Source organism: Streptococcus oralis (assembly GCF_021497945.1).
GTDB lineage: Bacteria > Bacillota > Bacilli > Lactobacillales > Streptococcaceae > Streptococcus > Streptococcus oralis_BR.
On sequence record NZ_CP046524.1, the window covers coordinates 205,001 to 230,984 of the forward strand.

21 protein-coding genes and 1 pseudogene (1 of these 22 only partly in view) are annotated in these 25,984 nt (G+C 43.1%); 15 read left to right on the forward strand and 7 right to left on the reverse strand.

Annotated elements, in window-relative coordinates; translation table 11 throughout:
• Nucleotides 1–910 (reverse strand): annotated as a pseudogene (locus GOM47_RS01145) (transposase) (it extends 369 nt beyond the left edge of the window).
• Between the two features lie 231 nt (nucleotides 911–1,141).
• Between GOM47_RS01145 and GOM47_RS01150 the strand changes: the two are divergent.
• From GOM47_RS01150 to GOM47_RS01180, 7 genes are all read left to right on the forward strand, one after another.
• Nucleotides 1,142–5,533, forward strand: a complete 4,392-nt coding sequence (locus GOM47_RS01150) for a PolC-type DNA polymerase III (protein WP_235080800.1) — start codon at nucleotides 1,142–1,144, stop codon at nucleotides 5,531–5,533.
• Between the two features lie 19 nt (nucleotides 5,534–5,552).
• Nucleotides 5,553–5,705: a hypothetical protein gene (locus tag GOM47_RS01155; RefSeq protein ID WP_061409820.1), complete on the forward strand. Its 153-nt coding sequence runs from the start codon at nucleotides 5,553–5,555 to the stop codon at nucleotides 5,703–5,705.
• Between the two features lie 21 nt (nucleotides 5,706–5,726).
• The gene (locus tag GOM47_RS01160; RefSeq protein ID WP_000243940.1) at nucleotides 5,727–6,968 is read left to right on the forward strand and encodes an aminopeptidase; all 1,242 of its coding nucleotides are present in this window, start codon (nucleotides 5,727–5,729) and stop codon (nucleotides 6,966–6,968) included.
• 9 nt (nucleotides 6,969–6,977) lie between these two features.
• Entirely contained in the window at nucleotides 6,978–7,208 is a 231-nt protein-coding gene (locus GOM47_RS01165; protein WP_235080801.1) for a GlsB/YeaQ/YmgE family stress response membrane protein, read from the forward strand.
• 72 nt (nucleotides 7,209–7,280) lie between these two features.
• Nucleotides 7,281–8,003: a pseudouridine synthase gene (locus tag GOM47_RS01170; RefSeq protein ID WP_235080802.1), complete on the forward strand. Its 723-nt coding sequence runs from the start codon at nucleotides 7,281–7,283 to the stop codon at nucleotides 8,001–8,003.
• A gap of 109 nt (nucleotides 8,004–8,112) precedes the next feature.
• A complete protein-coding gene (gene pepC, locus GOM47_RS01175) occupies nucleotides 8,113–9,447 on the forward strand; it encodes a C1 family peptidase (RefSeq protein ID WP_235080803.1) in 1,335 nt (444 codons plus the stop codon).
• A 164-nt stretch (nucleotides 9,448–9,611) separates the two neighbouring features.
• Nucleotides 9,612–11,840 carry an HAD-IC family P-type ATPase gene (locus GOM47_RS01180; RefSeq protein ID WP_235080804.1) on the forward strand — a complete coding sequence of 743 codons (2,229 nt, stop codon included), beginning with the start codon at nucleotides 9,612–9,614 and terminating at the stop codon, nucleotides 11,838–11,840.
• A gap of 59 nt (nucleotides 11,841–11,899) precedes the next feature.
• Here GOM47_RS01180 and GOM47_RS01185 read toward each other — a convergent pair whose 3' ends face one another.
• From GOM47_RS01185 to GOM47_RS01200, 4 genes are all read right to left on the reverse strand, one after another.
• Entirely contained in the window at nucleotides 11,900–12,811 is a 912-nt protein-coding gene (locus tag GOM47_RS01185) for a PTS system mannose/fructose/sorbose family transporter subunit IID (RefSeq protein WP_000818313.1), read from the reverse strand.
• Between the two features lie 14 nt (nucleotides 12,812–12,825).
• A complete protein-coding gene (locus GOM47_RS01190; protein WP_049490467.1) occupies nucleotides 12,826–13,638 on the reverse strand; it encodes a PTS mannose/fructose/sorbose transporter subunit IIC in 813 nt (270 codons plus the stop codon).
• A 77-nt stretch (nucleotides 13,639–13,715) separates the two neighbouring features.
• Complete coding sequence (locus tag GOM47_RS01195) at nucleotides 13,716–14,705, reverse strand: PTS sugar transporter subunit IIB (protein ID WP_235081263.1); 990 nt, start codon at nucleotides 14,703–14,705, stop codon at nucleotides 13,716–13,718.
• Between the two features lie 278 nt (nucleotides 14,706–14,983).
• Nucleotides 14,984–15,796 carry a Cof-type HAD-IIB family hydrolase gene (locus GOM47_RS01200; RefSeq protein ID WP_235080805.1) on the reverse strand — a complete coding sequence of 271 codons (813 nt, stop codon included), beginning with the start codon at nucleotides 15,794–15,796 and terminating at the stop codon, nucleotides 14,984–14,986.
• Nucleotides 15,797–15,983: 187 nt separating this feature from the next.
• Here GOM47_RS01200 and GOM47_RS01205 point away from each other — a divergent pair, with 187 nt between their 5' ends.
• The 6 genes from GOM47_RS01205 (at nucleotide 15,984) to folK (ending at nucleotide 21,932) form a co-directional block, all read left to right on the forward strand.
• Nucleotides 15,984–17,402, forward strand: coding sequence for an NCS2 family permease (locus tag GOM47_RS01205; RefSeq protein ID WP_235080806.1), 1,419 nt, complete (start codon nucleotides 15,984–15,986; stop codon nucleotides 17,400–17,402).
• A 60-nt stretch (nucleotides 17,403–17,462) separates the two neighbouring features.
• On the forward strand, nucleotides 17,463–18,170 hold the full coding sequence (locus GOM47_RS01210) for a CPBP family intramembrane glutamic endopeptidase (RefSeq protein ID WP_235080807.1): 708 nt from the start codon (nucleotides 17,463–17,465) through the stop codon (nucleotides 18,168–18,170).
• A 103-nt stretch (nucleotides 18,171–18,273) separates the two neighbouring features.
• Nucleotides 18,274–19,218, forward strand: a complete 945-nt coding sequence (gene folP, locus GOM47_RS01215; RefSeq protein ID WP_235080808.1) for a dihydropteroate synthase — start codon at nucleotides 18,274–18,276, stop codon at nucleotides 19,216–19,218.
• Nucleotide 19,219: 1 nt separating this feature from the next.
• On the forward strand, nucleotides 19,220–20,542 hold the full coding sequence (locus GOM47_RS01220) for a bifunctional folylpolyglutamate synthase/dihydrofolate synthase (protein ID WP_235080809.1): 1,323 nt from the start codon (nucleotides 19,220–19,222) through the stop codon (nucleotides 20,540–20,542).
• Nucleotides 20,523–21,077: a GTP cyclohydrolase I FolE gene (folE, locus tag GOM47_RS01225; RefSeq protein ID WP_000380931.1), complete on the forward strand. Its 555-nt coding sequence runs from the start codon at nucleotides 20,523–20,525 to the stop codon at nucleotides 21,075–21,077. The genes GOM47_RS01220 and folE overlap by 20 nt, the downstream gene beginning before the upstream one ends.
• 42 nt (nucleotides 21,078–21,119) lie before the next feature.
• Nucleotides 21,120–21,932 (forward strand): 2-amino-4-hydroxy-6-hydroxymethyldihydropteridine diphosphokinase, encoded by an 813-nt coding sequence (folK, locus tag GOM47_RS01230; protein ID WP_235080810.1) that lies wholly within the window; start codon nucleotides 21,120–21,122, stop codon nucleotides 21,930–21,932.
• Between the two features lie 46 nt (nucleotides 21,933–21,978).
• Here folK and GOM47_RS01235 read toward each other — a convergent pair whose 3' ends face one another.
• The gene (locus GOM47_RS01235) at nucleotides 21,979–22,296 is read right to left on the reverse strand and encodes a DUF960 domain-containing protein (protein ID WP_223328903.1); all 318 of its coding nucleotides are present in this window, start codon (nucleotides 22,294–22,296) and stop codon (nucleotides 21,979–21,981) included.
• Nucleotides 22,297–22,505: 209 nt separating this feature from the next.
• On the opposite strand from GOM47_RS01235, the gene ccpA reads away from it, so the two are divergent.
• Nucleotides 22,506–23,516, forward strand: coding sequence for a catabolite control protein A (gene ccpA, locus GOM47_RS01240; RefSeq protein ID WP_235080811.1), 1,011 nt, complete (start codon nucleotides 22,506–22,508; stop codon nucleotides 23,514–23,516).
• Nucleotides 23,517–23,569: 53 nt separating this feature from the next.
• Here the strand turns inward: ccpA and GOM47_RS01245 are convergent, their stop codons facing one another.
• Entirely contained in the window at nucleotides 23,570–24,532 is a 963-nt protein-coding gene (locus GOM47_RS01245; protein WP_235080812.1) for an asparaginase, read from the reverse strand.
• 65 nt (nucleotides 24,533–24,597) lie between these two features.
• Here GOM47_RS01245 and GOM47_RS01250 point away from each other — a divergent pair, with 65 nt between their 5' ends.
• Nucleotides 24,598–25,983, forward strand: a complete 1,386-nt coding sequence (locus tag GOM47_RS01250; protein ID WP_235080813.1) for a Cof-type HAD-IIB family hydrolase — start codon at nucleotides 24,598–24,600, stop codon at nucleotides 25,981–25,983.
• The last annotated feature ends 1 nt before the right edge of the window (nucleotide 25,984 follow it).

A 25,984-nucleotide genomic window follows, 5' to 3' on the forward strand; every position in this document is an offset into this window, starting at 1 on the left:
TTATTGGTTAAGTGCATACGAAAAATAGGGCGATAAAATCGCTTATCGCTCAGTTTACGACTATCTTGTTGAATGAGCTTCCAGTAACGTTTGATAGCTTTGTATTCATGGGATTTCCAATCAAACTGATTCATAATTTGGACACGCACACGACTCATAGCACGGCTTAAGTGTTGGACAATATGAAAACGATCTAGAACGATTTTAGCATTTGGGAGTGAAACAGTCTGGGAGACTGTTTCAGCCTGAGCCTAGAAATTCGAAAGCGAAGCTGTTTAGCCAAGGCATAGTAAGGACTAAACATATCCATAGTAATGATTTTCACCTGACAGCGAACGGCTCTATCATATTTAAGAAAGTGATTTCGGATGACAGCTTGTGTCCTGCCTTCAAGAACAGTGATGATATCGAGCTTTTCAAAATCTTGTGCAATAAAGCTCATCTTGCCTTTCTTGAAGCTGTATTCATCCCAAGACATGTGAGTTGGAAGATAAGATAAATCTGTCTTGAATTTAAACTCTTTCAGTTTACGAATGACGGTGGAAGTGGAGATAGCCAAGCTTTCAGCGATGGCCGTTATAGGGACTTTCTCGATTAATTTTTGAGCGATTTGGTGTTTTTTCTTGACTAAGGGAGTTTCTGCGACAGCCATTTTTCCACAGACTTTACAGCGGAAATGCCGTTTTCTCAATCGAATCAGCGTTTTGTATCCCCGCACATTCTAGGTAAGGTATTTTAGATTCCTTTTTGAAGTCATATTTAGCCATTTTTCCTTGGCAGTGAGGACATTTAGGTGCTGGATAATCTAGCTTAGCGATGACTTCCTTGTAGGTATTCATATTAACGATATAATCTGGATATTAGGGTCTTTAATATCGAGTAGTTTTGTGATAAAATGTAATGGTTCCATATGATTCTTTCTAATGATGGTTTGGTCGCTTTTCATTATAAATCTTATGGGACTTTTTTTCTACAACAAAATAAGCTCCATAATCCCTGCGGTGGATTTACCCACTACAGAATTATAGAGTTATTTTTAATAAAGAAATAAGAGGAATATAAAAGAGTTTAACAAATGACATCAGCTATATATTTTCTTTAATTATGGTAAAATAGTAAGAGAATAATGTGAGGAAAATGAATGTCAAGTAAGTTTGAAATCTTAATGAATCAACTAGGAATCTCTGACCAACTGAAACAGAATCCTGCTCTCGTTGATGCAAGCATTGAGCGAGTTGTGGTTCATAAAATTAGTAAGGTATGGGAGTTTCATTTCGTATTTTCTAATATATTACCGATTGAAATCTTTTTAGAATTAAAGAAAGGTTTGAGTGAGGAATTTTCTAAGACAGGCAATAAAGCTGTTTTCGAAATCAAGGCTCTGTCTCAAGAATTTTCAAATCAACTCTTGCAAGCATATTATAGAGAAGCTTTTTCTGAGGGGCCGTGTGCTAGTCAAGGCTTTAAATCTCTTTATCAAAATCTGCGAGTTCGTGCTGAAGGTAATCAACTGTTTATTGAAGGTTCAGAGGCGATTGATAAGGAACATTTTAAGAAGAATCATCTTCCTAATTTAGCTAAACAACTTGAAAAATTTGGATTTCCAACTTTCAACTGTCAAGTAGAGAAGAATGATGTGCTGACTCAAGAGCAGGAAGAAGCCTTTCATGCTGAAAATGAGCAAATTGTTCAAGCTGCCAATGAGGAAGCGCTCCGTGCTATGGAGCAACTGGAACAGATGGCGCCACCTCCAGCAGAAGACAAACCAGCCTTTGATTTTCAGGCCAAAAAAGCTGCGGCTAAACCGAAGTTGGACAAGGCGGAGATTACTCCTATGATTGAAGTGACGACTGAGGAAAATCGTCTGGTCTTTGAAGGGGTTGTTTTTGATGTAGAGCAAAAAGTGACTAGAACAGGTCGTGTTTTAATCAACTTTAAAATGACGGACTACACTTCAAGTTTTTCGATGCAAAAGTGGGTTAAAAATGAGGAAGCGGCTCAGAAATTTGACCTCATCAAGAAGAATTCTTGGCTCCGAGTGCGTGGGAATGTGGAGATGAATAACTTCACACGTGATTTGACTATGAACGTGCAGGATGTGCAGGAAGTTGTGCATCATGAAAGAAAGGATCTCATGCCAGAAGGTGAGCGTCGGGTTGAGTTTCATGCTCATACTAACATGTCAACCATGGATGCTCTGCCAGAGGTTGAAGAAATCATTGCGACAGCTGCTAAGTGGGGACACAAGGCTGTTGCCATCACGGACCACGGGAATGTCCAGTCCTTCCCACACGGATATAAGGCGGCTAAAAAAGCTGGAATTCAGCTAATCTATGGAATGGAAGCCAATATCGTGGAGGACCGGGTTCCTATCGTCTACAACGAAGTGGAGATGGACTTGTCAGAAGCAACCTATGTGGTCTTTGACGTGGAAACGACGGGGCTTTCAGCTATCTATAATGATTTGATTCAGGTTGCAGCCTCTAAGATGTACAAGGGGAATGTCATTGCCGAATTTGATGAATTTATCAATCCTGGACATCCTTTGTCAGCTTTTACCACGGAGTTGACTGGTATTACAGATGATCATGTCAAAAATGCCAAGCCACTGGAACAAGTTTTGCAAGAATTCCAAGAATTTTGCCAGGATACTGTCCTAGTCGCCCACAATGCGACCTTTGACGTTGGCTTTATGAATGCCAACTATGAGCGTCATGGTCTTCCTAAAATTAGCCAGCCAGTTATTGATACGCTGGAGTTTGCTAGAAACCTCTATCCTGAGTATAAACGTCATGGTTTGGGACCTTTGACCAAGCGTTTTGGTGTTGCCTTGGAACATCACCACATGGCCAACTACGATGCGGAAGCTACTGGTCGTTTGCTCTTTATCTTTATCAAGGATGTAGCAGAAAAACATGGTGTGACTGATCTGGCTAGACTGAATATTGATTTGATTAGTCCAGACTCTTATAAAAAAGCTCGGATCAAGCATGCGACCATCTATGTCAAGAATCAAGTAGGTCTAAAAAACATCTTTAAGCTGGTTTCGTTGTCCAATACCAAGTACTTTGAAGGGGTGCCACGGATTCCGAGAACGGTTCTAGATGCTCATCGGGAAGGTTTGATTTTGGGCTCAGCCTGTTCAGAAGGTGAAGTTTTTGATGCAGTCGTTTCCCAAGGTGTGGATGCGGCGGTTGAGGTGGCCAAGTATTATGACTTTATCGAGGTCATGCCACCAGCTATCTATGCTCCCTTGATTGCTAAGGAGCAGGTCAAGGATATGGAGGAACTCCAGACCATTATCAAAAGTTTGATAGAAGTGGGAGACCGTCTTGGCAAGCCCGTCTTGGCTACGGGAAATGTTCACTATATTGAACCGGAAGAAGAGATTTACCGTGAAATTATCGTCCGTAGTTTGGGACAGGGGGCTATGATTAACCGAACCATTGGTCACGGTGAACATGCTCAACCAGCTCCTCTTCCAAAGGTTCATTTTCGAACAACCAATGAGATGTTGGATGAATTTGCCTTCTTGGGTGAGGATCTAGCACGCAAATTGGTTATTGAAAACACTAATGCCTTGGCAGAAACCTTTGAGCCTGTTGAGGTGGTTAAGAGTGACTTGTACACGCCTTTCATTGACAAGGCGGAAGAAACGGTTGCTGAGTTGACCTATAAGAAGGCCTTTGAGATTTATGGAAATCCGCTGCCAGATATTGTTGATTTGCGGATTGAAAAAGAATTAACATCCATACTGGGAAATGGATTTGCCGTGATTTATCTGGCATCGCAGATGCTGGTGCAACGTTCCAATGAACGGGGCTACTTGGTTGGTTCTCGTGGGTCTGTTGGGTCCAGTTTTGTTGCGACCATGATTGGGATTACGGAGGTTAATCCTCTCTCTCCTCATTATGTTTGTAGTCAGTGTCAGTATAGTGAATTTATCACAGATGGTTCTTATGGTTCAGGATTTGATATGCCCGATAAGGATTGTCCAAAGTGTGGCCACAAACTCAGTAAAAATGGGCAGGATATTCCGTTCGAGACCTTCCTTGGTTTTGATGGGGACAAGGTTCCCGATATTGACTTGAACTTTTCGGGAGAAGACCAGCCTAGCGCTCACTTGGATGTGCGTGATATCTTTGGTGAAGAATATGCCTTCCGTGCAGGAACGGTTGGTACGGTGGCTGCCAAGACTGCCTATGGATTTGTAAAGGGCTATGAGAGAGATTATGGCAAGTTCTATCGTGATGCAGAGGTGGAACGCCTCGCTCAAGGTGCGGCTGGTGTCAAGCGGACTACAGGACAACACCCAGGGGGAATCGTTGTTATTCCTAACTACATGGATGTCTATGATTTTACGCCTGTCCAGTATCCAGCAGATGACGTGACGGCTGAATGGCAGACCACTCACTTTAACTTCCATGATATCGATGAGAACGTCCTCAAACTTGATGTACTGGGACATGATGATCCGACCATGATTCGGAAACTCCAGGACTTGTCTGGGATTGATCCTAATGAAATTCCTATGGATGACGAAGGCGTTATGGCCCTCTTTTCAGGGACCGGTGTGCTAGGGGTAACACCTGAGCAAATCGGAACGCCGACGGGTATGCTGGGAATTCCAGAATTTGGAACCAACTTCGTACGTGGAATGGTAGACGAGACGCATCCGACGACTTTTGCGGAATTGCTTCAGCTGTCTGGACTGTCCCACGGTACTGACGTTTGGTTGGGGAATGCACAAGATTTGATTAAACAAGGGATTGCGGATCTATCAACTGTTATCGGTTGTCGAGACGACATCATGGTTTACCTCATGCATGCTGGTCTTGAACCTAAGATGGCCTTTACCATCATGGAACGGGTGCGTAAAGGCTTGTGGTTGAAGATTTCCGAGGAGGAGCGAAATGGCTACATCGAAGCCATGAAGGCCAATAAGGTACCAGAGTGGTATATAGAGTCCTGCGGGAAAATTAAGTACATGTTCCCTAAAGCCCATGCGGCAGCCTACGTTATGATGGCCCTTCGCGTAGCCTACTTCAAGGTTCACCATCCCATTTATTATTACTGTGCTTACTTCTCAATCCGCGCTAAGGCTTTTGATATCAAGACTATGGGTGCAGGCTTGGATGCTATCAAGCGCAGAATGGAAGAAATCTCTGAAAAACGGAAGAACAATGAAGCTTCTAATGTGGAAATTGACCTCTATACCACTCTTGAGATTGTCAATGAAATGTGGGAACGCGGTTTCAAATTTGGCAAACTCGCTCTCTACCGTAGTCAGGCAACAGAGTTTCTCATTGATGGGGATACCCTCATTCCGCCATTTGTAGCAATGGATGGTTTGGGAGAGAACGTTGCTAAGCAGTTAGTGCGTGCGCGTGAAGAGGGAGAATTCCTCTCTAAAACAGAACTGCGCAAGCGCGGTGGGCTTTCATCGACCTTGGTTGAGAAGATGGATGAAATGGGGATTCTCGGCAATATGCCAGAGGATAACCAGTTGAGTTTGTTTGATGAGTTTTTCTAAAATATAGAAAGAGGTTTTTATGAAACTTACTATTTCTGCTCAGGATAAGCCAGCGCAAAAGGTGTTTGATTACCAGCTGGATCTTGATCCTGATACGATTTTGAGAATGACCGCTTTGATTTGCGGCACTGTGGCAGCGGTTAGCCTGTTGTCCTTGTTTAAAGAGAAATAACAAAAGAAAAGGAAAAATAAAATGGTTTTACCAAATTTTAAAGAAAATCTAGAAAAATATGCTAAATTGTTGGTTGCGAACGGAATTAACGTGCAACCTGGTCATACCTTGGCTCTCTCTATCGATGTGGAGCAGCGTGAGTTGGCGCATTTGATCGTGAAGGAAGCTTATGCCCTGGGCGCGCATGAGGTCATCGTTCAGTGGACAGATGATGTGATCAACCGTGAGAAATTCCTCCACGCGCCGATGGAGCGTTTGGACAATGTGCCAGAATACAAGATTGCTGAGATGAACTATCTCTTGGAGAACAAGGCTAGCCGTCTTGGTGTCCGTTCTTCTGATCCAGGTGCCTTGAACGGAGTGGACGCTGACAAGCTTTCAGCTTCTGCTAAAGCTATGGGACTTGCCATGAAGCCAATGCGTATCGCAACGCAATCCAACAAGGTTAGCTGGACTGTAGCAGCCGCTGCTGGACTTGAATGGGCTAAGAAAGTCTTTCCAAATGCTGCGAGCGATGAAGAAGCAGTCGATCTCCTTTGGGACCAAATCTTCAAAACTTGCCGTGTCTACGAAGAAGATCCCGTGAAGGCTTGGGAAGAGCATGCAGCTATCCTTAAGAGCAAGGCGGAAATGCTTAATAAAGAGCAATTCTCAGCCCTTCACTACACAGCGCCAGGGACAGATTTGACACTTGGTTTGCCTAAGAATCACGTTTGGGAATCAGCTGGTGCTATCAATGCACAGGGCGAAGGGTTCTTACCAAATATGCCAACAGAAGAAGTCTTTACGGCTCCTGACTTCCGTCGTGCAGATGGTTATGTAACCTCTACAAAACCACTTAGCTATAACGGAAATATCATCGAAGGGATTAAAGTGACCTTCAAGGATGGACAAATCGTAGACATCACTGCTGAGAAGGGTGATCAGGTCATGAAAGACCTTGTCTTTGAAAATGCGGGTGCTCGTGCCTTGGGGGAATGTGCCTTGGTACCAGATCCAAGCCCAATTTCTCAGTCAGGCATTACCTTCTTTAATACCCTTTTCGACGAAAATGCGTCAAACCACTTGGCTATCGGTGCTGCCTATGCGACCAGCGTTGTTGGTGGAGCAGAGATGAGCGAAGAAGAGCTTGAAGCTGCAGGGCTTAACCGCTCAGATGTTCACGTGGACTTTATGATTGGTTCTAGTCAAATGGATATCGATGGTATCCGTGAGGATGGAACACGCGTGCCCCTCTTCCGTAATGGAGACTGGGCAATTTAAGGAGAAACTATGCTTGGAAGTATGTTTGTCGGTCTCTTAGTAGGACTCTTGGCAGGTGCTTTGACCAATCGTGGAGAGAGCATGGGATGCTTTGGAAAAATGTTTCTCGGCTGGATTGGTGCCTTTTTGGGCCACTTGCTCTTTGGGACTTGGGGACCAATTCTAGCGGGAACAGCTGTTATTCCTGCTGTTTTAGGCGCTATGATTGTCTTAGCTATCTTCTGGGAAAGAGGAAGTTAGTTCCTTAAATCTGAAATGAAAAGGAGGTTGATCATTGAGTCAGCCTCCTTTTGAGTATGATATAATAGTTCTATGAGATTAGATAAATTTTTAGTTGCCTGTGCTGTGGGGAGCCGGACAGAGGTCAAAAACTTGCTCAAGGCTGGGCGTGTGATGGTAAATGGCAAGAAAGAAAAGTCAGCTAAATTGCAGATCAATGAAGAAAGAGATGAGATCCGCTTTGATGGCCAAGTGCTAGAGTATGAAGAGTTTGTTTACTACATGATGAACAAGCCCCAAGGAGTCATTTCAGCGACTGAGGATACCAAGCATAGAACGGTTCTAGACTTGTTGGATGATTTAGCTCGGACCAAGGAAGTTTTTCCAGTCGGGCGCTTGGATATCGATACGCATGGTCTTCTGCTCTTGACCAATGATGGCCAGCTTGCCCATGCTTTGCTTTCGCCCAAGCGACATGTGGATAAGACTTATCTAGCTCAAGTCAAAGGTATCATGACCCAAGAAGACGTGGAGACATTTGCCAAGGGCATTCCGCTCAAGGATTTTACCTGCCAGCCTGCTAGACTGGAGATTATATCGGTAGATACAGAAAAGAATCAAAGTCTGGTTCGTGTGACCATTGCAGAAGGGAAATTCCACCAGGTCAAACGGATGGTAGCCTACTGTGGTAAGGAAGTGGTGGACCTACAACGTTTGACGATGGGAACTTTAGCCTTGGACGAGAACTTAGAACGAGGAGAATGGCGTCGCCTGACCAAGGAGGAGTTAGAGGTTCTCCTTGCGAGTATTGCTTAATTTAATTTATGCTAGAAAAGGTGAGGAGAATGTCCCTGCCTTTTTCGTTTTTCAGTTGCTTCCTTTGTGAAAAGAGTTATAATAGACAGTAGAATAAAAGGAGGAATCTATGAACTCGATTCAAGAATCATTTACAGATAAACTATTTGCCAACTATGAAGCAAATGTCAAATACCAAGCAATTGAAAATGCTGCCAGCCACAATGGAATTTTTGCAGCTCTAGAACGTCGCCAAAGTCATGTAGACAATGCACCTGTTTTCTCATTGGATTTGACCAAGGACAAGGTTACTAACCAGAAAGCGTCTGGTCGTTGCTGGATGTTTGCAGCTCTCAACACCTTCCGTCACAAACTCATTTCTCAATATAAATTGGAAAACTTTGAATTGTCACAAGCCCACACTTTCTTCTGGGACAAGTATGAAAAATCTAACTGGTTCTTGGAGCAAGTCATTGCGACTGCAGATCAAGAATTGACGAGCCGTAAGGTTAGCTTCCTACTCCAAACTCCACAACAAGACGGTGGACAGTGGGATATGGTCGTGGCCCTCTTTGAAAAATATGGTGTCGTTCCTAAGTCAGTTTACCCTGAGTCTGTTTCATCTAGTAATAGCCGTGAGCTCAATGCAATTCTTAACAAATTGCTTCGCCAAGATGCCCAAATCTTGCGTGACTTGCTCGCTTCTGGTGCTGACCAAGCGACTGTTCAAGCTAAGAAAGAAGACCTCTTGCAAGAAATCTTTAACTTCCTTGCTATGTCACTAGGTCTTCCACCGCGTAAATTTGACTTTGCTTATCGCGATAAGGATGATAACTACCAAAGCGAAAAGGGTATCACGCCACAAGAGTTTTACAAGAAATATGTCAATCTTCCTCTAGAAGACTACGTTTCTGTTATCAATGCTCCAACTGCTGACAAGCCTTACGGTAAATCTTACACAGTTGAGATGTTGGGAAATGTGGTTGGTAGCCGTGCAGTTCGTTACATCAACGTACCAATGGAGCGCTTAAAAGAATTGGCGATTGCCCAAATGCAAACAGGAGAAACTGTTTGGTTTGGTTCAGATGTCGGCCAGCTCAGCAACCGCAAAGCTGGAATCCTTGCGACTGATGTTTATGACTTTGAATCAAGCATGGATATTCAACTGACTCAAGACAAGGCTGGACGTTTGGACTACAGCGAAAGTTTGATGACCCACGCCATGGTCTTGACAGGTGTGGACTTGGACGAAAATGGCAAGTCAACCAAGTGGAAAGTTGAAAACTCATGGGGAGACAAGGTCGGTGCAGATGGTTACTTTGTCGCCTCAGACGCTTGGATGGACGAATACACTTACCAAATCGTTGTCCGTAAAGAATTGCTGACAGCAGAAGAACAAGCTGCCTATGAAGCAGAACCAATCGTACTTGCACCATGGGATCCAATGGGAGCCTTGGCAGAATAAAGCATAAAGAAAAGAGGTTAGGGGAATCCTAGCCTCTTTTTAAGTTCTTCTTGAAGTGGCGATAGGTGATGCTTGCCAAGGGAGTTCTCCTTATTTTGAGTCTTTAAGTGACAGAGAAAAAGATATGTGTTACTATAGTAGTACAAAAGGATATCGGAGTAGAAATGAAGTATTTAAGCAGTCAAGACATCAAGGATCGTCAACGAAATATCAGCGACATTAAACCCTACAAAACAACCAAGGAAATCGTCGTTTCAAATATCTTTACCTTCTTTAATGCCATGAACCTGGCTCTGGCAGTTCTGGTAGCCACAACCTTGCGATTTGAGAACATGCTCTTTTTAGGTGTGATTGCTATCAATACAGCTATCGGGATTTTCCAAGAAGTGCGTTCAAAAAATGCTTTGGAAAAGCTAAGTTTGCTTGGTAAAAGTAAGTACAAGGTCAATCGAGATGGTCAAACGATCGAGATTGATCCAGAAGACATCGTTCTGGGGGAATATCTGCATCTCAATCTGGGAGATCAGGTACCTGTCGATGCAGAAGTGCTTGAAGGAACGATCGAAGTGGATGAGTCCTTGCTGACTGGTGAGAGTGATTCAGTCTTTAAAACAGCAGGTGACAAGCTGATGAGCGGAAGCAATGTCGTTAGCGGTACTTGTCTGGTCACGGCGACGGCGGTCGGACCCGATAGTTATATCAACAAACTCGCAAAATCCAGCAAGGAATTCAAAAAATACCCTTCTCAACTACGCGATTACATGGATAAGATTTTAAAAATCGTCTCGATCTTGCTGGTGCCAGTTGCCATTCTGCTCTATGTCAGAGGTTTTAGTCTAGGACGGTCTTATGTTGAAATTGTTTTAGGAAGTTCAGGTGCCTTGGTCGGCATGATTCCAGAGGGTTTGATTCTCTTGGTTAGTGTGTCCCTAGCAGTAGCAGCCATGAAGCTGGCTAAAAAGAAGGTTCTGGTACAGGAGCTATACTGTGTAGAGACCTTGGCGCGAGTAGATATTCTTTGTTTTGATAAGACGGGAACTATCACGACGGGGAATATGAAGGTCCAAGAAATGGATGCTAATGTAGCAGAGAAACTATCTTCTTATTTGGCTTATTTCGAAGATGAAAATGCAACTTCCCGAGCTCTGAAGACTTACTTAACCTGTGAGAAAAAGTGGGAAGTTCAAGAAGTCGGTGCCTTTTCAAGTAAAAACAAGTATTCCTTTGTCCAAGTAAAAGACAGTGGGACCTATTTCTTCGGAGCCTATGAATTTCTAGGCTTTACCCAGCCGATGGATGCCTACTATGAGCATCTGAAACAGCAAGGTTTTCGAATCTTAACACTCGCTCATAGCAAGGACCAGATTACTAGTCCAGCTAATATGGAACTACTAGGCCACGTCGTTTTGTCAGATGAGATTAAGGACAATACCAAGGAAACCTTTGACTATTTCGAATCTCAAGGTGTTGAAGTGAAGATTATCAGTGGTGATAATCATGTGGCTGTATATGGGGTGGCTCGTAAGGCAGGTTTTAAGGAAGAAGCGCGGGCTATTGATATGACCAAGGTGAGCGATGATGACTTTGAAAGAGTGGTCTTGGAACACGAAATATTTGGACGTGTGACACCTGAACAGAAGCAAAAGATGGTATCTATTTTGCAAAATGCTGGTAAAACAGTTGCCATGAGTGGTGATGGAGTCAATGATGTTCTGGCTCTCAAGAAAGCAGATATTAGTTTTGCCATGAAGGGGGCTACGAGTGCAGCCAAAAGTGTATCCAATATTGTTTTTCTCACAGATGACTTTGCAGTATTTTATGATATCTTGATGGAAGGACGCCGGGTCATTAACAACATCCAAAAGGTAGCCTCTCTTTTTCTAACAAAGACCTTCTTCTCCATCGTGTTTGCCATTTTGAGTGTGGTATTTGGTTTGGAATTTGCCTTTATCCCCATTCAGTTTACAATCATTTCAGCCATTACGATTGGGATTCCATCCTTCTTCCTGACTTTTGAGTCCAATAAAGAAAAGGTTAGCACTCACTTTATGAGAGATATCCTAACCAACGCGGCGATTGGTGGTGGCGTTCTGGTTGCTAGTGTTCTTTTGACCAATTTCTTTATCACTGTCCCAGGTCAGGTCAAATTTATTTGCTTCCTCCTTGCCCTGATCAATGGTCTGTGTCTAGTTGCCAAGGTCAGCTTGCCTTTTAATCGATACAAGATGCTTTTGCTCACGTTTTTGAGCCTTGCAGCCCTTGTTGGTGTACTTGCCAATACTTTTATCCTACAGGGAGCTTTTGTGCCTTTAGAAGCCAAACAGCTACTCTATGTTGCCATACTAGCAGTGGTGATTGGGTGCTTTCATTATCTTACTAGGAGAAAAAGTTGATACATAAAAAGAATCAGGTTTAATCCTGATTCTTTTTTGTTTATATATTCTCACCGAGATTACATGATACCGAAGAAACGAGCTGCGATACCAACTGCAAAGAGGGCAAGGATGATTGTGATTGGAGATACTTTTTTCTTAAGCAACCACATGCAAAGGAAAGTAAGGAGAAGTCCCATCAATCCTGGAATCAATGAGTCCAACTGACCTTGAAGCGTTTGTGGTTGAACTCTATCTAGGCTCATACCACTAAGCGCTTGACCAAGAATGCCCTTCAACTCAGCTCCTGTAACAGGACCTTCTGGGAAGTTGATGTAGGCACCTTCTGACAATTGTTTGCCTGGAAGGTTGATAGTGAAGTTGATGGATACCCAACGTTGTACAAGAACGGCAAGGATGAACATACCAAGGATAGAAGCACCTTTAGTGATGTCTTTCAAGATACCACCAGACATGTCTTTAGTGATCTCAGATCCAGCTTTGTAACCGAACTCTTGTGTATACCATAGGAAGGCCATACGGATAGCATTCCATCCAAAGAAGAAGAGAAGGGGACCAACAATGTTACCAGATGCAGCAAGTGATGCACCAAGGGCTCCAAGGATAGGACGAACTGTAAACCAGAATACTGGGTCACCGATACCAGCAAGAGGTCCCATCATACCGATTTTAACCCCTTGGATAGCCGCGTCATCGATTTCTACACCGTTAGCGCGCTCTTCTTCAAGTGCAAGAGTAACCCCCATGATAGGAGCAGCTACGTATGGGTGAGTGTTGAAGAACTCAAGGTGACGCTCAAGAGCAGCCGCTTGGTCTTCTTTTTTAGTGTATAATTTTTTGATAGCTGGGATTAATGAGTAAGCCCAACCCAAGTTTTGCATACGTTCGTAGTTCCAAGAACCTTGAAGGAATTGTGAACGCCACCAAACTTTTTGACGATCTGATTTTGATAATTGAATTTTTTCAGCCATGATTGTTCCCCTTTCTAGTAGTCTTCTAGGATATCACCGATTGGGTCGTTAGAAGTCGCAGCTCCGCCGCCACCGTTTCCACCTTGTTTTGTAAGGTTAAGGTAGATGAAGGCAAGGGCAACACCGATGACACCAAGGGCAATCAAAGTCAATTGAGAGATAGCTGCAAGAGCAAAACCGATAGCGAAGAATGGCCATACTTCACGAGTTGCCATCATGTTGATAACCATAGCGTAACCAACGGCAACGACCATAGCACCACCAACAGCCATACCACCATTCAACCATTCTGGCATCAATTTAAGAGCATCTTGAACGGCAGAAGCTGGGATAGCGATAAGGAAGGCTGCAGGGATTGCAATACGAAGACCTTGAAGAAGAAGTGCGATAAAGTGAGCACGTTCAACAGCTGCAATATTTCCTTCTTTAGCGGCAGCATCTGCAGTGTGAACCAAACCAACTGAGATTGTACGAACAATCATAGTCAAGAAAAGTCCAGCTACGGCAAGAGGGATAGCTGTTGCTGTTGCAACGGCGATACCTTCAGTAGTAAAGTTACCACCTTTGATCAAGATGATTGCTGCGGCAACAGATGCAAGAGCAGCATCAGGAGCTACGGCAGCTCCGATGTTTGCCCAACCAAGGGCGATCATTTGAAGAGATCCACCAAGCATAACACCTGCTTCGAGGTTACCAGTTGCAAGTCCGATAAGGGTACATGCGACGATTGGTTGATGGAATTGGAATTGGTCGAGGATACCTTCAAGACCTGCAAGGAAGGCAACAACTACAACCAAGATAGCAGAAATGATTGAAATATCTGACATGGTTTTATTCCTTTTCTATTTAAGTATAATAAAGTGTAAAATCTTTCTTCTAAGAGTTCGAGAGAAGAAGATTCTAATTATTGAACGTTCGCTTTGTTAATCAAGTCAAACAAATCTTTTTTCGTGTCGTTTGGTACTTTACGTACGTCAAATTCAACACCGAGGTCACGCATTTTTTCAAATGTTGCAACATCATCTTTGTCCATAGACAAAACGTTGTTAATCATTGTTTTACCTGTTGAGTGAGCCATGGAACCAACGTTAAGAGTCTTGATTGGTACGCCGCCTTCGATTGCACGAAGTGCATCTTGTGGAGTTTCAAACAAGATAAGGGCATGAGTGTCACCGAAACGTGGGTCTTTTGCAACGTCGATCAATTTTTGGATTGGAACAACGTTGGCTTTTACTCCGTTTGGAGCTGCTTGTTTGATCAATTCTTTACGCAAGTCGTCGTTTGCGACGTTGTCTGAAGCAACGATGATACGATCTGCTTTTGAATCTGGAGTCCAAGCAGTGGCAACCTGACCGTGAAGGAGACGAGTGTCTAGACGAGCAAGGTTGATTTTCAGTTTACCGTCGCCGATAACTGTTCCTTCTGGAATAGCAGCTTGGGCAACTGGAGCAGCTGCAGCACTTGCAACTTCCTCAACTGGGTTAAGCTCTTCTGGAAGAGCTTTGATGCCATCTTTGGCTTCTTTAATGATATTCGCAGCGACTTTATCCACACCTGCATTCGCGTCCATCAGGCGCTCTGTGTAGGCTTGGATCAACATCGGTAAGTTCAGTCCTGTGATGATGGCAAACTTGCGCTCAGGATTTTCTCCCATCACGCGACTAGCTTGGTTGAATGGAGATCCACTCCAAAGGTCAGCCAATACTAGCACCTCATCTTCTGCGTCAAATGCAGCCACAGCGTTGTTGAATTTAGCGTAAAGATCATCTGGACCTTCGTTTGGCATAAAGGTTACAACTTGAACCTTTTCTTGTTCACCAAAGATCATAGATCCGGACTGATGAATACCCGCAGCAAATTCGCCGTGGCTTGCAATAATGATTCCGATACTCATTATTGTCATTCCTCCTTTAAAATGTTTGACTCTTAGTTTTTAAGAAAACTTTAAGACTACCATTAAGTATAAACCGTTTTCAAACAAAAAGCAACCATTTCTTATAAATATGTGTTGGTTTTCGATGAAAACTCGCTTACAAAATGTTAATATATAAATACTTTTGTAGGAATGTATAAAAAGATAAGGGAGTAATTTAATATAAAAAAATGAAAACAGGTCGGTTAGTTGAAAAATTGTGAAAATTAAAAAGCTAGCACAAGCTAACTTTTTGAGTGTTATAGGAACAAATCTTGTAGGGCATGGGCAACACCATCTTCATCATTTGTCAGAGAGAGTTGCTCATCTGCATATGGTAGCAAATCGGGATTGGCATTCTTCATAGCATAACCCTTGCCTGCAAAAGCCAGCATTTCGGTGTCATTGTGTTCATCTCCAAAGGCAATCAAATCTTGTCTGTCTCGGTTCATAACATTGAGCAAATACTCTAAAGCAAAGGCCTTGTTGACTCCTTTTGGTGTACATTCGAGAATGTTGAGGGGGCCTCCCCAGGTATTGATTGCTAGTTGGTGTTGGTAAAAACGATTCATCTCATCTGCTAGCGCGTATTTATCATCGACTCTTGTTTGCAAGAGGATACAGTTAGGGTCCTTGGTCACCAATTCAGATTTGAATTGATTTTCTGGTTGGAAATTTTCTACACCAAATAGTTTGGGATTGGCAATTTCTTCATTAGGAGCCGTGATATAAAATTTTTTGCGGTATTCTCCTGCAATAAAGTCGGCTTGGATATCCTCTTTGCGTTTGACCATGTCCAAGAGGTATTTTTTGTCCAAGGTCAAGCACTTTTCGTGTTCCCAAGTCTGCCCTGGTAGATGGGTAAGGGAACCGTTGAAGTTGATCATAGGTGTGTGCAACTCTAGTTCCTGATAAAATTCTTTTGCCATACGGTAAGGGCGCCCAGTAGTGATGATGACATGGTGGCCTTTTTTAGCAATTCGTTTAATTGTGTTTCGAGTAAAATCTGAAATCTTACTCTCTGAGTTGAGCAGGGTTCCGTCCAAATCGACTGCGATAATTTTTTTAGTCATATAAACCTTCCTAGTACATTCCAGATAAGATGTCTACTATTATATCAAAAAGAAAGAAGAAAAACAGACTCAAAACAAAAAATAGAAATTTCATTTTGTTAAATAAATCAAACAAACATATTGAAAAGGTGAATAATAAATGTTATAATACTCTCATTGTTCGTAAAAAAACAAAAGGAGATTAAACATGGACAAACTATTTAAACTAAAAGAGCACGGGACAGATGTCCGTACAGAGGTGCTTGCTGGTTTAACAACATTCTTTGCAATGAGTTATATTCTCTTTGTAAACCCTCAAATGCTTTCACAAACAGGGATGCCTGTTCAAGGTGTGTTCTTGGCAACAATTATCGGTTCTGTAGTTGGTACTTTGATGATGGCTTTCTATGCTAATTTGCCATACGCACAAGCACCAGGTATGGGACTCAATGCTTTCTTCACATTTACAGTTGTATTTGGGATGGGCTATACTTGGAAAGAAGCTCTTGGTATGGTCTTCATTTGTGGAATTATTTCACTGATTATTACCTTGACAAATGTTCGTAAAATGATCATCGAATCTATTCCTACAACACTTCGTTCAGCTATTTCCGCTGGTATTGGTGTTTTCCTTGCCTATGTTGGGATTAAGAATGCTGGTCTCTTGAAATTCTCAATTGACCCAGGTACTTATACTGTAGCAGGTGAAGGAGCAGACAAGGCTCAAGCTGCACTTACTGCAAACTCAGCAGCCGTTCCAGGATTGGTAGACTTCAATACTCCAGCAGTATTGGTAGCTCTTGCAGGTTTGGCTATTACCATCTTCTTTGTTGTTAAAGGCATCAAAGGTGGAATCATTCTTTCTATTTTAACAACGACTGTGCTTGCCATTGCTGTTGGTGTTGTGAATTTGTCAGGGATTGACTTCGCTAGCAACAATCTTTCATCAGCGGTTAATGATCTAGGAACTTTGTTTGGTGCTGCTCTGGGTTCAGAAGGTTTAGGATCTTTGATTTCAAACACTTCACGTTTGCCAGAAACTTTGATGGCTATTCTTGCCTTCTCATTAACGGATATTTTTGATACAATTGGTACTCTTATCGGTACTGGTGAAAAAGTTGGTATCGTTGCGACAAGTGGGGAAAACCATGAGTCCGCTAAATTGGACAAGGCTCTATACTCTGACTTGGTGGCGACTTCAGTAGGTGCCATTGCAGGTACTTCAAACGTTACGACTTATGTTGAGTCTGCGGCGGGTATCGGTGCTGGTGGACGCACTGGTTTGACGGCCCTAGTAGTTGCGATCTGTTTTGCTCTCTCTAGCTTCTTTAGCCCACTTCTAGCGATTGTTCCGACAGCTGCAACAGCGCCAATTTTGATCATCGTCGGAATCATGATGCTTTCTAACTTGAAAAACGTTCCTTGGGATGATATGGCTGAGGCTGTTCCTGCCTTCTTCACATCTATCTTTATGGGATTCAGCTACTCTATCACACAAGGGATTGCTGTTGGTTTCTTGACTTATACCTTGACAAAAGTTGTCAAAGGTCAAGCCAAGGATGTGCACGTGATGATTTGGATTTTGGATGCCTTGTTCATCCTGAACTATATTAGCATGGCGCTATAAGCTATAAATGGTATAATATAGAAAGGGGGTCTTCCCCTTTTTATTATAAGGAGGTATATCATGAAGAAAAAAAGTATCTGGCAAGAAATTCTGGATAGAGGAATATGGGTGTTGATTTTTTTAATAGGATTGGTGTTATCCCAACTTCCTTTAATTTTATCTGCCCTTTTATCCGCCAGACAATTCCCACTCCTCCAGTCAGGACTTTTGGTGGCTTTGCTGTCGGTTGTTATTCTAACTGTTTTTATCTTTAGTGCGCGAAAAACAGAGATTGCGAGCTTCAATCTTTCTTTTTTCAAGGCAAAAGATCTAGCCCGCTTGGTTTTGAGTTATTTGGTTATTTTCACAAGTAACTTATTCGGCTCTGCCTTGCTTCGTCTGATGAATGAATCTACGACCAGCAATCAATCAACTATTAATAATCTGGTTCAGAATAGCTCGCTGATTTCCAGTTTTTTCTTACTGGTTCTGATTGCTCCCATTTGTGAGGAAATATTGTGTCGTGGAATTATCCCTAAAAAGATCTTCCGTGGGAAGGAGAAGTTGGGTTATCTTGTAGGTGCAGTCGTCTTTGCCTTGCTCCACACACCGACCAATCTGCCTTCTCTCCTTATCTATGGAGGAATGTCGACAGTTTTAACTTGGACAGCCTACAGAACAGAACGTTTAGAGATGTCGATCTTGCTTCATATGATTGTCAATGGTATTGCCTTTTGTTTGCTGGCTTTACTGGTTTTGATTAGTCGAAATGTAGGCTTGCCTTTCTAAACCATTTCCTTACTTGGAAAAGATGAATGCTGGCGTATCCATCTTTTTCTTTTTATGGTAAAATAGAGAAATAATGTGGTGAAAAACCTTGAGGAGTGACCGTATGTCCAAAAAAGCTAGTCAGGCAAAAACAGCCATTTGCGGAATTATCAATGTAACCCCAGATTCCTTTTCGGATGGTGGTCAGTTTTTTGCTGTTGACCAGGCTCTCCAGCAAGCTCGTAAATTGATAGCAGAAGGAGCGAGCATGCTAGATATCGGTGGGGAATCGACTCGGCCGGGCAGTAGCTATGTTGAGATAGAAGAGGAAATCCAGCGTGTTGTTCCAGTTATCAAAGCTATTCGCAAGGAAAGTGATGTCCTCATTTCCATCGATACTTGGAAGAGTCAGGTAGCAGAGGCTGCTTTGAAAGCTGGTGCTAATCTGGTCAATGATATCACTGGTCTCATGGGAGATGAGAAAATGGCAGATGTGGTTGCTAAGGCTGGTGCGCAAGTAGTCATCATGTTTAATCCAGTCATGACTCGACCTCAGCACCCTAGCTCGCTCATATTCCCGCATTTTGGATTTGGGCAAGCTTTTACAGAGAAAGAGTTAACTAACTTTGAAAAAATGCCAATCGAAGATTTGATGACTGCGTTCTTTGACCGCGCTCTAACAAGAGCGGAGAAAGCAGGGATTTCGAAAGGGAAGATCATGCTGGATCCAGGAATTGGCTTTGGTCTGACTAAGAAGGAAAATCTGCTCCTTCTACGTGATCTGGATAAACTGCATCAGAAAGGCTATCCAATCTTTCTTGGAGTTTCGCGCAAGCGGTTTGTTATCAGTATTCTGGAGGAAAATGGTTTTGAAGTTAATCCTGAGACCGAACTTGGTTTCCGCAATCGGGATACTGCTTCGGCCCATGTGACCAGTATCGCTGCGAGACAAGGTGTCGAAGTGGTGCGCGTGCACGATGTAGCCAGTCATAAGATGGCAGTTGAAATTGCGTCAGCCATTCGTTTGGCAGATGATGCGGAAAATCTAGATTTAAAACAATATAAATAAGATGAACGAAATTCAAAACAATCAGTGGATTGCCCACTACCGGACGGACCAACCGCATTTTGGTTTGGAGCGAATGGTAGAACTCCTAGCCCTGCGAGGCAATCCCCATCTCAAACTCAAGGTTATCCATATCGGTGGAACCAATGGAAAGGGTTCGACCATTGCTTTTTTGAAAAAGATGCTGGAAAAGATGGGGTTGAAAGTTGGAGTTTTTAGCTCGCCTTATCTCATTCATTACACAGACCAGATTAGCATCAATGGGGAATCCATCCCAGAAGCAAGGCTAGAAGCCCTCATGGCAGACTATCAGTCTTTGCTTGAGGGGGAGAGGAGCGCTGCTTTACAAGAAACGACTGAGTTTGAGATTATCACAGCCATAGCTTATGATTATTTTGCCTCAGAGAAAGTAGATGTGGCTATCATGGAAGTCGGCATGGGTGGACTCTTGGATAGTACCAATGTCTGCCAGCCGATTCTGACAGGGATTACAACTATTGGCTTGGATCATGTGGCCCTACTTGGTGACACCTTGGAAGCTATAGCAGAGCAGAAGGCTGGTATTATCAAACAAGGTATTCCCTTGGTGACAGGTCACATTACTCCAGAAGCTTTGGCTGTGATCGATCCTATTGCAGAAGCTAAAAATGCGCCGAGACTTGCCTATGGAAAAGATTATCAGGTTGGTCATCAAGAAAGTGTGGTGACGGGCGAGGTTTTTGACTATACAAGTCCTGTCAGACAAGGTCGCTTCCAGACAGGTCTGCTTGGTTTACATCAGATTGAGAATGCAGGGATGGCACTTGCTCTCTTAGACACTTATTGTCAGGAGGTTGGACGAGAATTAGCTAGCAATGACTTGGTTGCTCAAGCCATGGAGGAAACCAGATGGTCAGGGCGTTTGGAGGTCCTGTCTAGTGAACCTCTGATGATTTTGGATGGAGCCCATAATCCTCATGCTATCAAGGCTTTATTAGCAACCTTGCAAGAACGCTTTGCGGATTATCATAAGGAAATCCTCTTTACCTGCATCAAAACCAAGGCCTTGGAGGATATGCTGGATTTGTTGGAGGAAATCCCAGATACCGAGCTTACCCTGACACATTTTGACGATAGTCGGGCGACGGATGAAAGCGTGCTGAAAGAGACAGCCAAGTCTAGAAATCTCAATTACCAAAGTTGGCAGGATTTTCTAGAGCAGAAATTGACAGATAGAAAAGAAGAGAAACAAACAGTTAGGATTGTCACGGGTTCCTTGTATTTCTTGAGCCAAGTGAGAGCCTATCTGACGGAGAGGAAGAACGAGAATGGATACACAAAAGATTGAAACGGCTGTAAAAATGATTATTGAGGCTGTTGGTGAGGACGCTAACCGCGAGGGCTTGCAGGAAACACCTGCTCGTGTAGCCCGTATGTACCAAGAGATTTTTTCAGGTCTTGGACAAACTGCTGAGGAACACCTGTCAAAATCTTTTGAGATTATTGATGATAACATGGTAGTAGAAAAAGATATCTTTTTCCACACTATGTGTGAGCACCACTTCTTGCCCTTTTATGGTAGAGCCCACATTGCCTATATTCCAGATGGACGTGTGGCAGGCTTGTCTAAGCTAGCCCGTACGGTTGAAGTTTATTCTAAAAAACCACAGATTCAAGAACGGTTGAATATCGAAGTGGCCGATGCCTTGATGGACTATCTGGGGGCTAAAGGGGCCTTTGTTGTCATTGAGGCCGAGCATATGTGTATGAGCATGCGTGGTGTCAGAAAACCAGGTACTGCGACTTTGACAACAGTCGCTCGTGGTCTATTTGAAACAGATAAGGACCTCCGAGATCAGGCTTATCGTTTAATGGGACTATAAAAAGAATCCGCTTCATGCGGATTTTTCTAGAAAGGACTAGTTATGGATCAACTGCAGATTAAAGATTTGGAAATTTTTGCCTATCATGGTCTCTTTCCAAGTGAGAAAGAATTGGGGCAGAAGTTTGTTATTTCCGCAAGCTTATCCTATGATATGACCAAGGCGGCGACAGACTTGGATTTAACAGCATCTGTCCATTACGGAGAACTGTGTCAGCAGTGGACGACTTGGTTTCAGGAAACCACTGAGGACTTGATTGAAACGGTAGCCTACAAACTAGTTGAACGTACCTTTGAGACTTATTCTCTTGTCCAAGAGATTGAGTTGGAACTAAAAAAACCGTGGGCTCCAGTGCATTTACCGCTAGATACCTGCTCGGTGACCATTCACCGTCGTAAGCAGCAGGCCTTTATCGCTCTAGGAAGCAATATGGGGGACAAGCAAGCAAACTTGGAACAAGCCATTGACAAACTGCGAGCTCGAGGCATCCATATTCTCAAAGAGTCCAGTGTCTTGGCGACGGAACCTTGGGGTGGTGTGGAGCAGGAGAGTTTTGCCAATCAGGTGATTGAAGTAGAAACCTGGCTACCAGCACCAGTCTTGTTAGAAACATTATTAGCCATTGAGTCAGAAATGGGACGGGTGAGAGAAGTGCATTGGGGGCCTCGCTTGATTGATTTGGACCTGCTTTTTGTGGAGGACCAGATTATTTACACAGACGAGCTCATCTTGCCTCATCCTTATATAGCAGAACGCCGATTTGTCCTTGAACCGTTAGCGGAAATAGCTCCCCATTTTATTCATCCGATCCTAAAACAACCAATTCGCCACTTGTATCAAGAATTGAACAAATAGAAAAAACTCTAGTTCCTCAGCAGTTTGCGCCGAGAAGCTAGAGTTTTTAAAATAGGTCATTTTCTTCTGGAAGGAGGATGGTTTCTCTGCCGTCCATGTCTAAAACAAGGACCCTAGGAGGGTAAAGTGGATCGAAAGGATGATTGAAATCAAAATCAATGCTAGTCGGAAGGTGCTGGCTAGAAAAATGGAAGGTGATGGTTCCCTCGTTATTTAGCAGTTGAAATTCAAGTTCCTCTTCTAATTCAAAGACGTTTTTCAAAAAATGATCGATAATAAACCATAAAGAGTCGATAACATCGTCAGGCAAGCTGGTCACAACGCCAAAACTGGCCGAACGTCTCTGAGTATTTGTAAAAGCCATAAACATTCCCTCCCCCATTTTATTTTTCCTTATCATACAGCAAAACATCCCAAAAATCAAGAAATTGTACTTGCTTTTTCAAAATGGGAATAGGTTGTGAAATTTTTTCAAAGTTTCTCTAAAAAATACTTGAAAGTGTTTACAATAAGTGATAAAATGGAGTAAGCAGATGCATGAAAGCGAAATTTTCAATATAGAAAGGAAACAGAATGAACACAGATGATACAGTAACGATTTATGATGTTGCCCGTGAAGCTGGGGTCTCAATGGCAACTGTTAGCCGTGTAGTGAATGGCAATAAGAACGTCAAAGAGAATACTCGTAAAAAAGTTCTAGAGGTGATCGATCGTCTTGACTACCGTCCAAATGCGGTAGCGCGTGGCTTGGCCAGCAAGAAAACCACGACAGTTGGTGTTGTGATTCCAAATATCACTAATGGCTATTTTTCAACCCTAGCCAAGGGGATTGATGATATTGCAGAGATGTATAAGTACAATATCGTCCTAGCCAACAGTGATGAAGACGATGAAAAAGAAGTTTCAGTAGTTAATACTCTCTTTTCAAAACAAGTTGATGGTATTATCTTTATGGGCTATCACTTGACTGAAAAGATTCGTTCAGAATTTTCTCGTTCTCGGACACCAGTTGTCCTTGCAGGGACGGTGGATATCGAACACCAGTTGCCAAGTGTTAATATTGACTACAAACAAGCAACGATTGATGCAGTAACTCATTTGCTTCAGGAAAATGAAAAGATTGCCTTTATCAGTGGACCACTTGTTGATGATATCAACGGCAAAATTCGATTGATTGGTTACAAGGAAGCTTTGAAAAAGGCAGGAATCCCTTATAGCGAGGGCATGGTATTTGAGTCTAAATACAGCTATAATGATGGCTATGCCTTGGCAGAGCGCTTGGTTTCTTCACAGGCTACAGCCGCGGTTGTGACAGGTGATGAATTGGCTGCGGGTGTGTTAAATGGCTTGGCAGATCACGGTATTTCTGTACCAGAAGAGTTTGAAATCATCACGACAGATGATTCTCAAATTGCACGATTCACTCGTCCAAACTTAACGACAATTGCTCAACCTCTATACGACCTTGGTGCTATCAGTATGCGTATGTTGACCAAGATTATGCATAAGGAAGAGTTGGAAGAACGTGAAGTTCTTTTGCCTCACGGTTTGACAGAACGTCGCTCTACACGAAAACGTAAATAGAAAAAATCAGGAAATCTTCACGATTTCCTGATTTTGTATTCTAGAGAAGAGGATTAGCCTTCCATATAGTCTTTTAAGGCCTGTCCTTTTAGTCCAGCATTAAGGGCGATCAATAATTTGAGACGAGCTTTTTGGGCGTTGAGTTCTTTAACAAAGAAAACGCCTGCCTTTTGCAACTGCACGCCCCCACCTTGGTAGGCATAAACAGGCTCGGCAATACCATTAAAGCATCGTGAAACCAGGGCGACGGGAATCCCTTTTTGGAGGAGATTCTCTAACTTTTGAGCTGTTTCTTTGGGGACATTGCCTGCTCCAAAAGCTTGAACGACTAATCCATCTAGGTGATCTAGGTCAAGCATATCAATCAGCTCATCTGTCATACCTGCATAGGCCGAGATGATGGGAACCAGACCTTGAATATGTTCGAGATCAAAACGGACACGAGGCTCAGCTGTTTTGAAGTAGAGGATTTCTTGCTTCATGATGAGACCGAGAGGCCCGTGAGTAGGAGTTTGAAAGGTACCGACGTTGGTCGTATGGGTTTTGGTAACATACTTTGCTGCGTGGATCTCATCATTCATGACGACCAGCACACCCTTGTTGGCTGCTTTGTCATCGCTGGCAACTCGTAAAGCGCTCAGATAGTTATAAACTCCATCACTACCGAGTTCGTTTGAACTACGCATAGCTCCTGTTAGAACGATGGGCATGTGTGGGATTTCCATGGTATCAAGGAAGTAGGCAGTTTCCTCTAGCGTATCTGTTCCATGTGTGATGACAACTCCATCGTAGTGGTCTGCTTCCTCTTTAATCTTATGGTAGAGGGCTAGCATGTGTTTGGGTTTGATATGGGGGCTCGGTAGGTTAAAAAAGTCTAGGGCATGAACCTCAATCCCTTCAAGTGGATTGGATACATGGTTCATGGGATTGTCCTGGCTGGTCACAACTGCGCCAGAGGCGTCTGCTTGCATGGAAATAGTCCCACCTGTATGTAAAACAAGGATTTTCTTAGGCATGAATTACTCACTCTTTCTGAAATGTGGTATAATCATTGTAACACAAAAGGGAAGAATGGGATAGGATGGAAGTCAAAGCTGTTTTTTTTGATATCGATGGAACGCTAGTCAACGATCGTAAGAGTGTTTTGAAATCCACTAAGGACGCGATTAGGATTGTGAAAGAGCAAGGGGTGCTTGTTGGAGTGGCGACAGGACGGGGGCCTTTCTTTGTCAAGGAATTGATGGAAGATTTAGATCTGGATTTTGCAATAACTTATAACGGACAATTTATCTTTAATAAAGAAAAAGTTTTATTTGCTAGTCCGATTGCTAAGTCAAGCCTGCGTCAATTGATTGCCTATGCTAAAAAAGAGCGAAAAGAAATCGCTCTTGGAACCGAGCATGCTGTTGTTGGTTCGAAAATTATGTCATTTGGTCTCGGATCCTTTTCACAGCTGGTTAGCCGTTTTATTCCAACTGGCTTAACAAGAACCGTTAGCCGTTCCTTTAATCGAATGGTTAGCAAGGCAGTCCCTCAAAAGGAAGATGACCTGCTTCGTTTGATTAATGAGCCAATCTATCAAGTGTTAATGCTGATGACTCCTGAAGAATCTGAGAAAGCTGCAAGTGATTTTGAAGATTTGAAATTGACTCGAAGCAATCCTTTTGCAGCAGATATCATCAACCAAGGAAATTCCAAACTAGAAGGCATTCGTCGAGTTGGGAAAGAATATGGCTTTGATCTCAACCAAGTCATGGCTTTCGGAGATTCAGACAATGACCTGGAAATGTTGGCAGGTGTTGGTATGTCTGTAGCCATGGGAAATGGCAGTAGCAGCGTCAAAGAAGTTGCCAAGCACATTACAGCAAGTAACCAACAAGATGGCATCCACAAGGCGCTCGAGCACTTTGGTGTTTTGGCTTCAGAAAAAGTGTTTGTCAGTCGAGATTACCATTTTAATAAGGTCAAGACCTTCCACCACATGATGGATGAACGGACGCAGGAAGAGCCACAGGCATGGGATGTTGAGGGGGCGACCCACCGTGCAGACTTTAAAATTGAAGAATTAGTAGAGTTTGTTCGCGCGGCAAGTTCTTCGGAGGAAGAATTCCAGCAGTCACTTAACAGCATGCATGCGGCACTTGATAAGGCAGCAGAAAAGGTGAGGCAAAAAACGCCTGCCCAAAAAGATCTAATCGGGCAGGTTGATGCCTTAATCGATACACTGTATTTTACTTACGGCAGTTTTGCCTTGATGGGAGTGGATCCAGAACGCATCTTTGATATTGTGCATGAGGCAAACATGGGGAAGGTTTTTCCTGATGGAAAAGCTCATTTTGATCCAGTTACACATAAAATCTTAAAACCGGATGACTGGGACGAAAAATATGCTCCAGAACCTGCTATCAGAAAGGAACTGCAGCGTCAGCTCAAGGCTTATGAGCGACATAAAGAGAGAAATAAGTAAG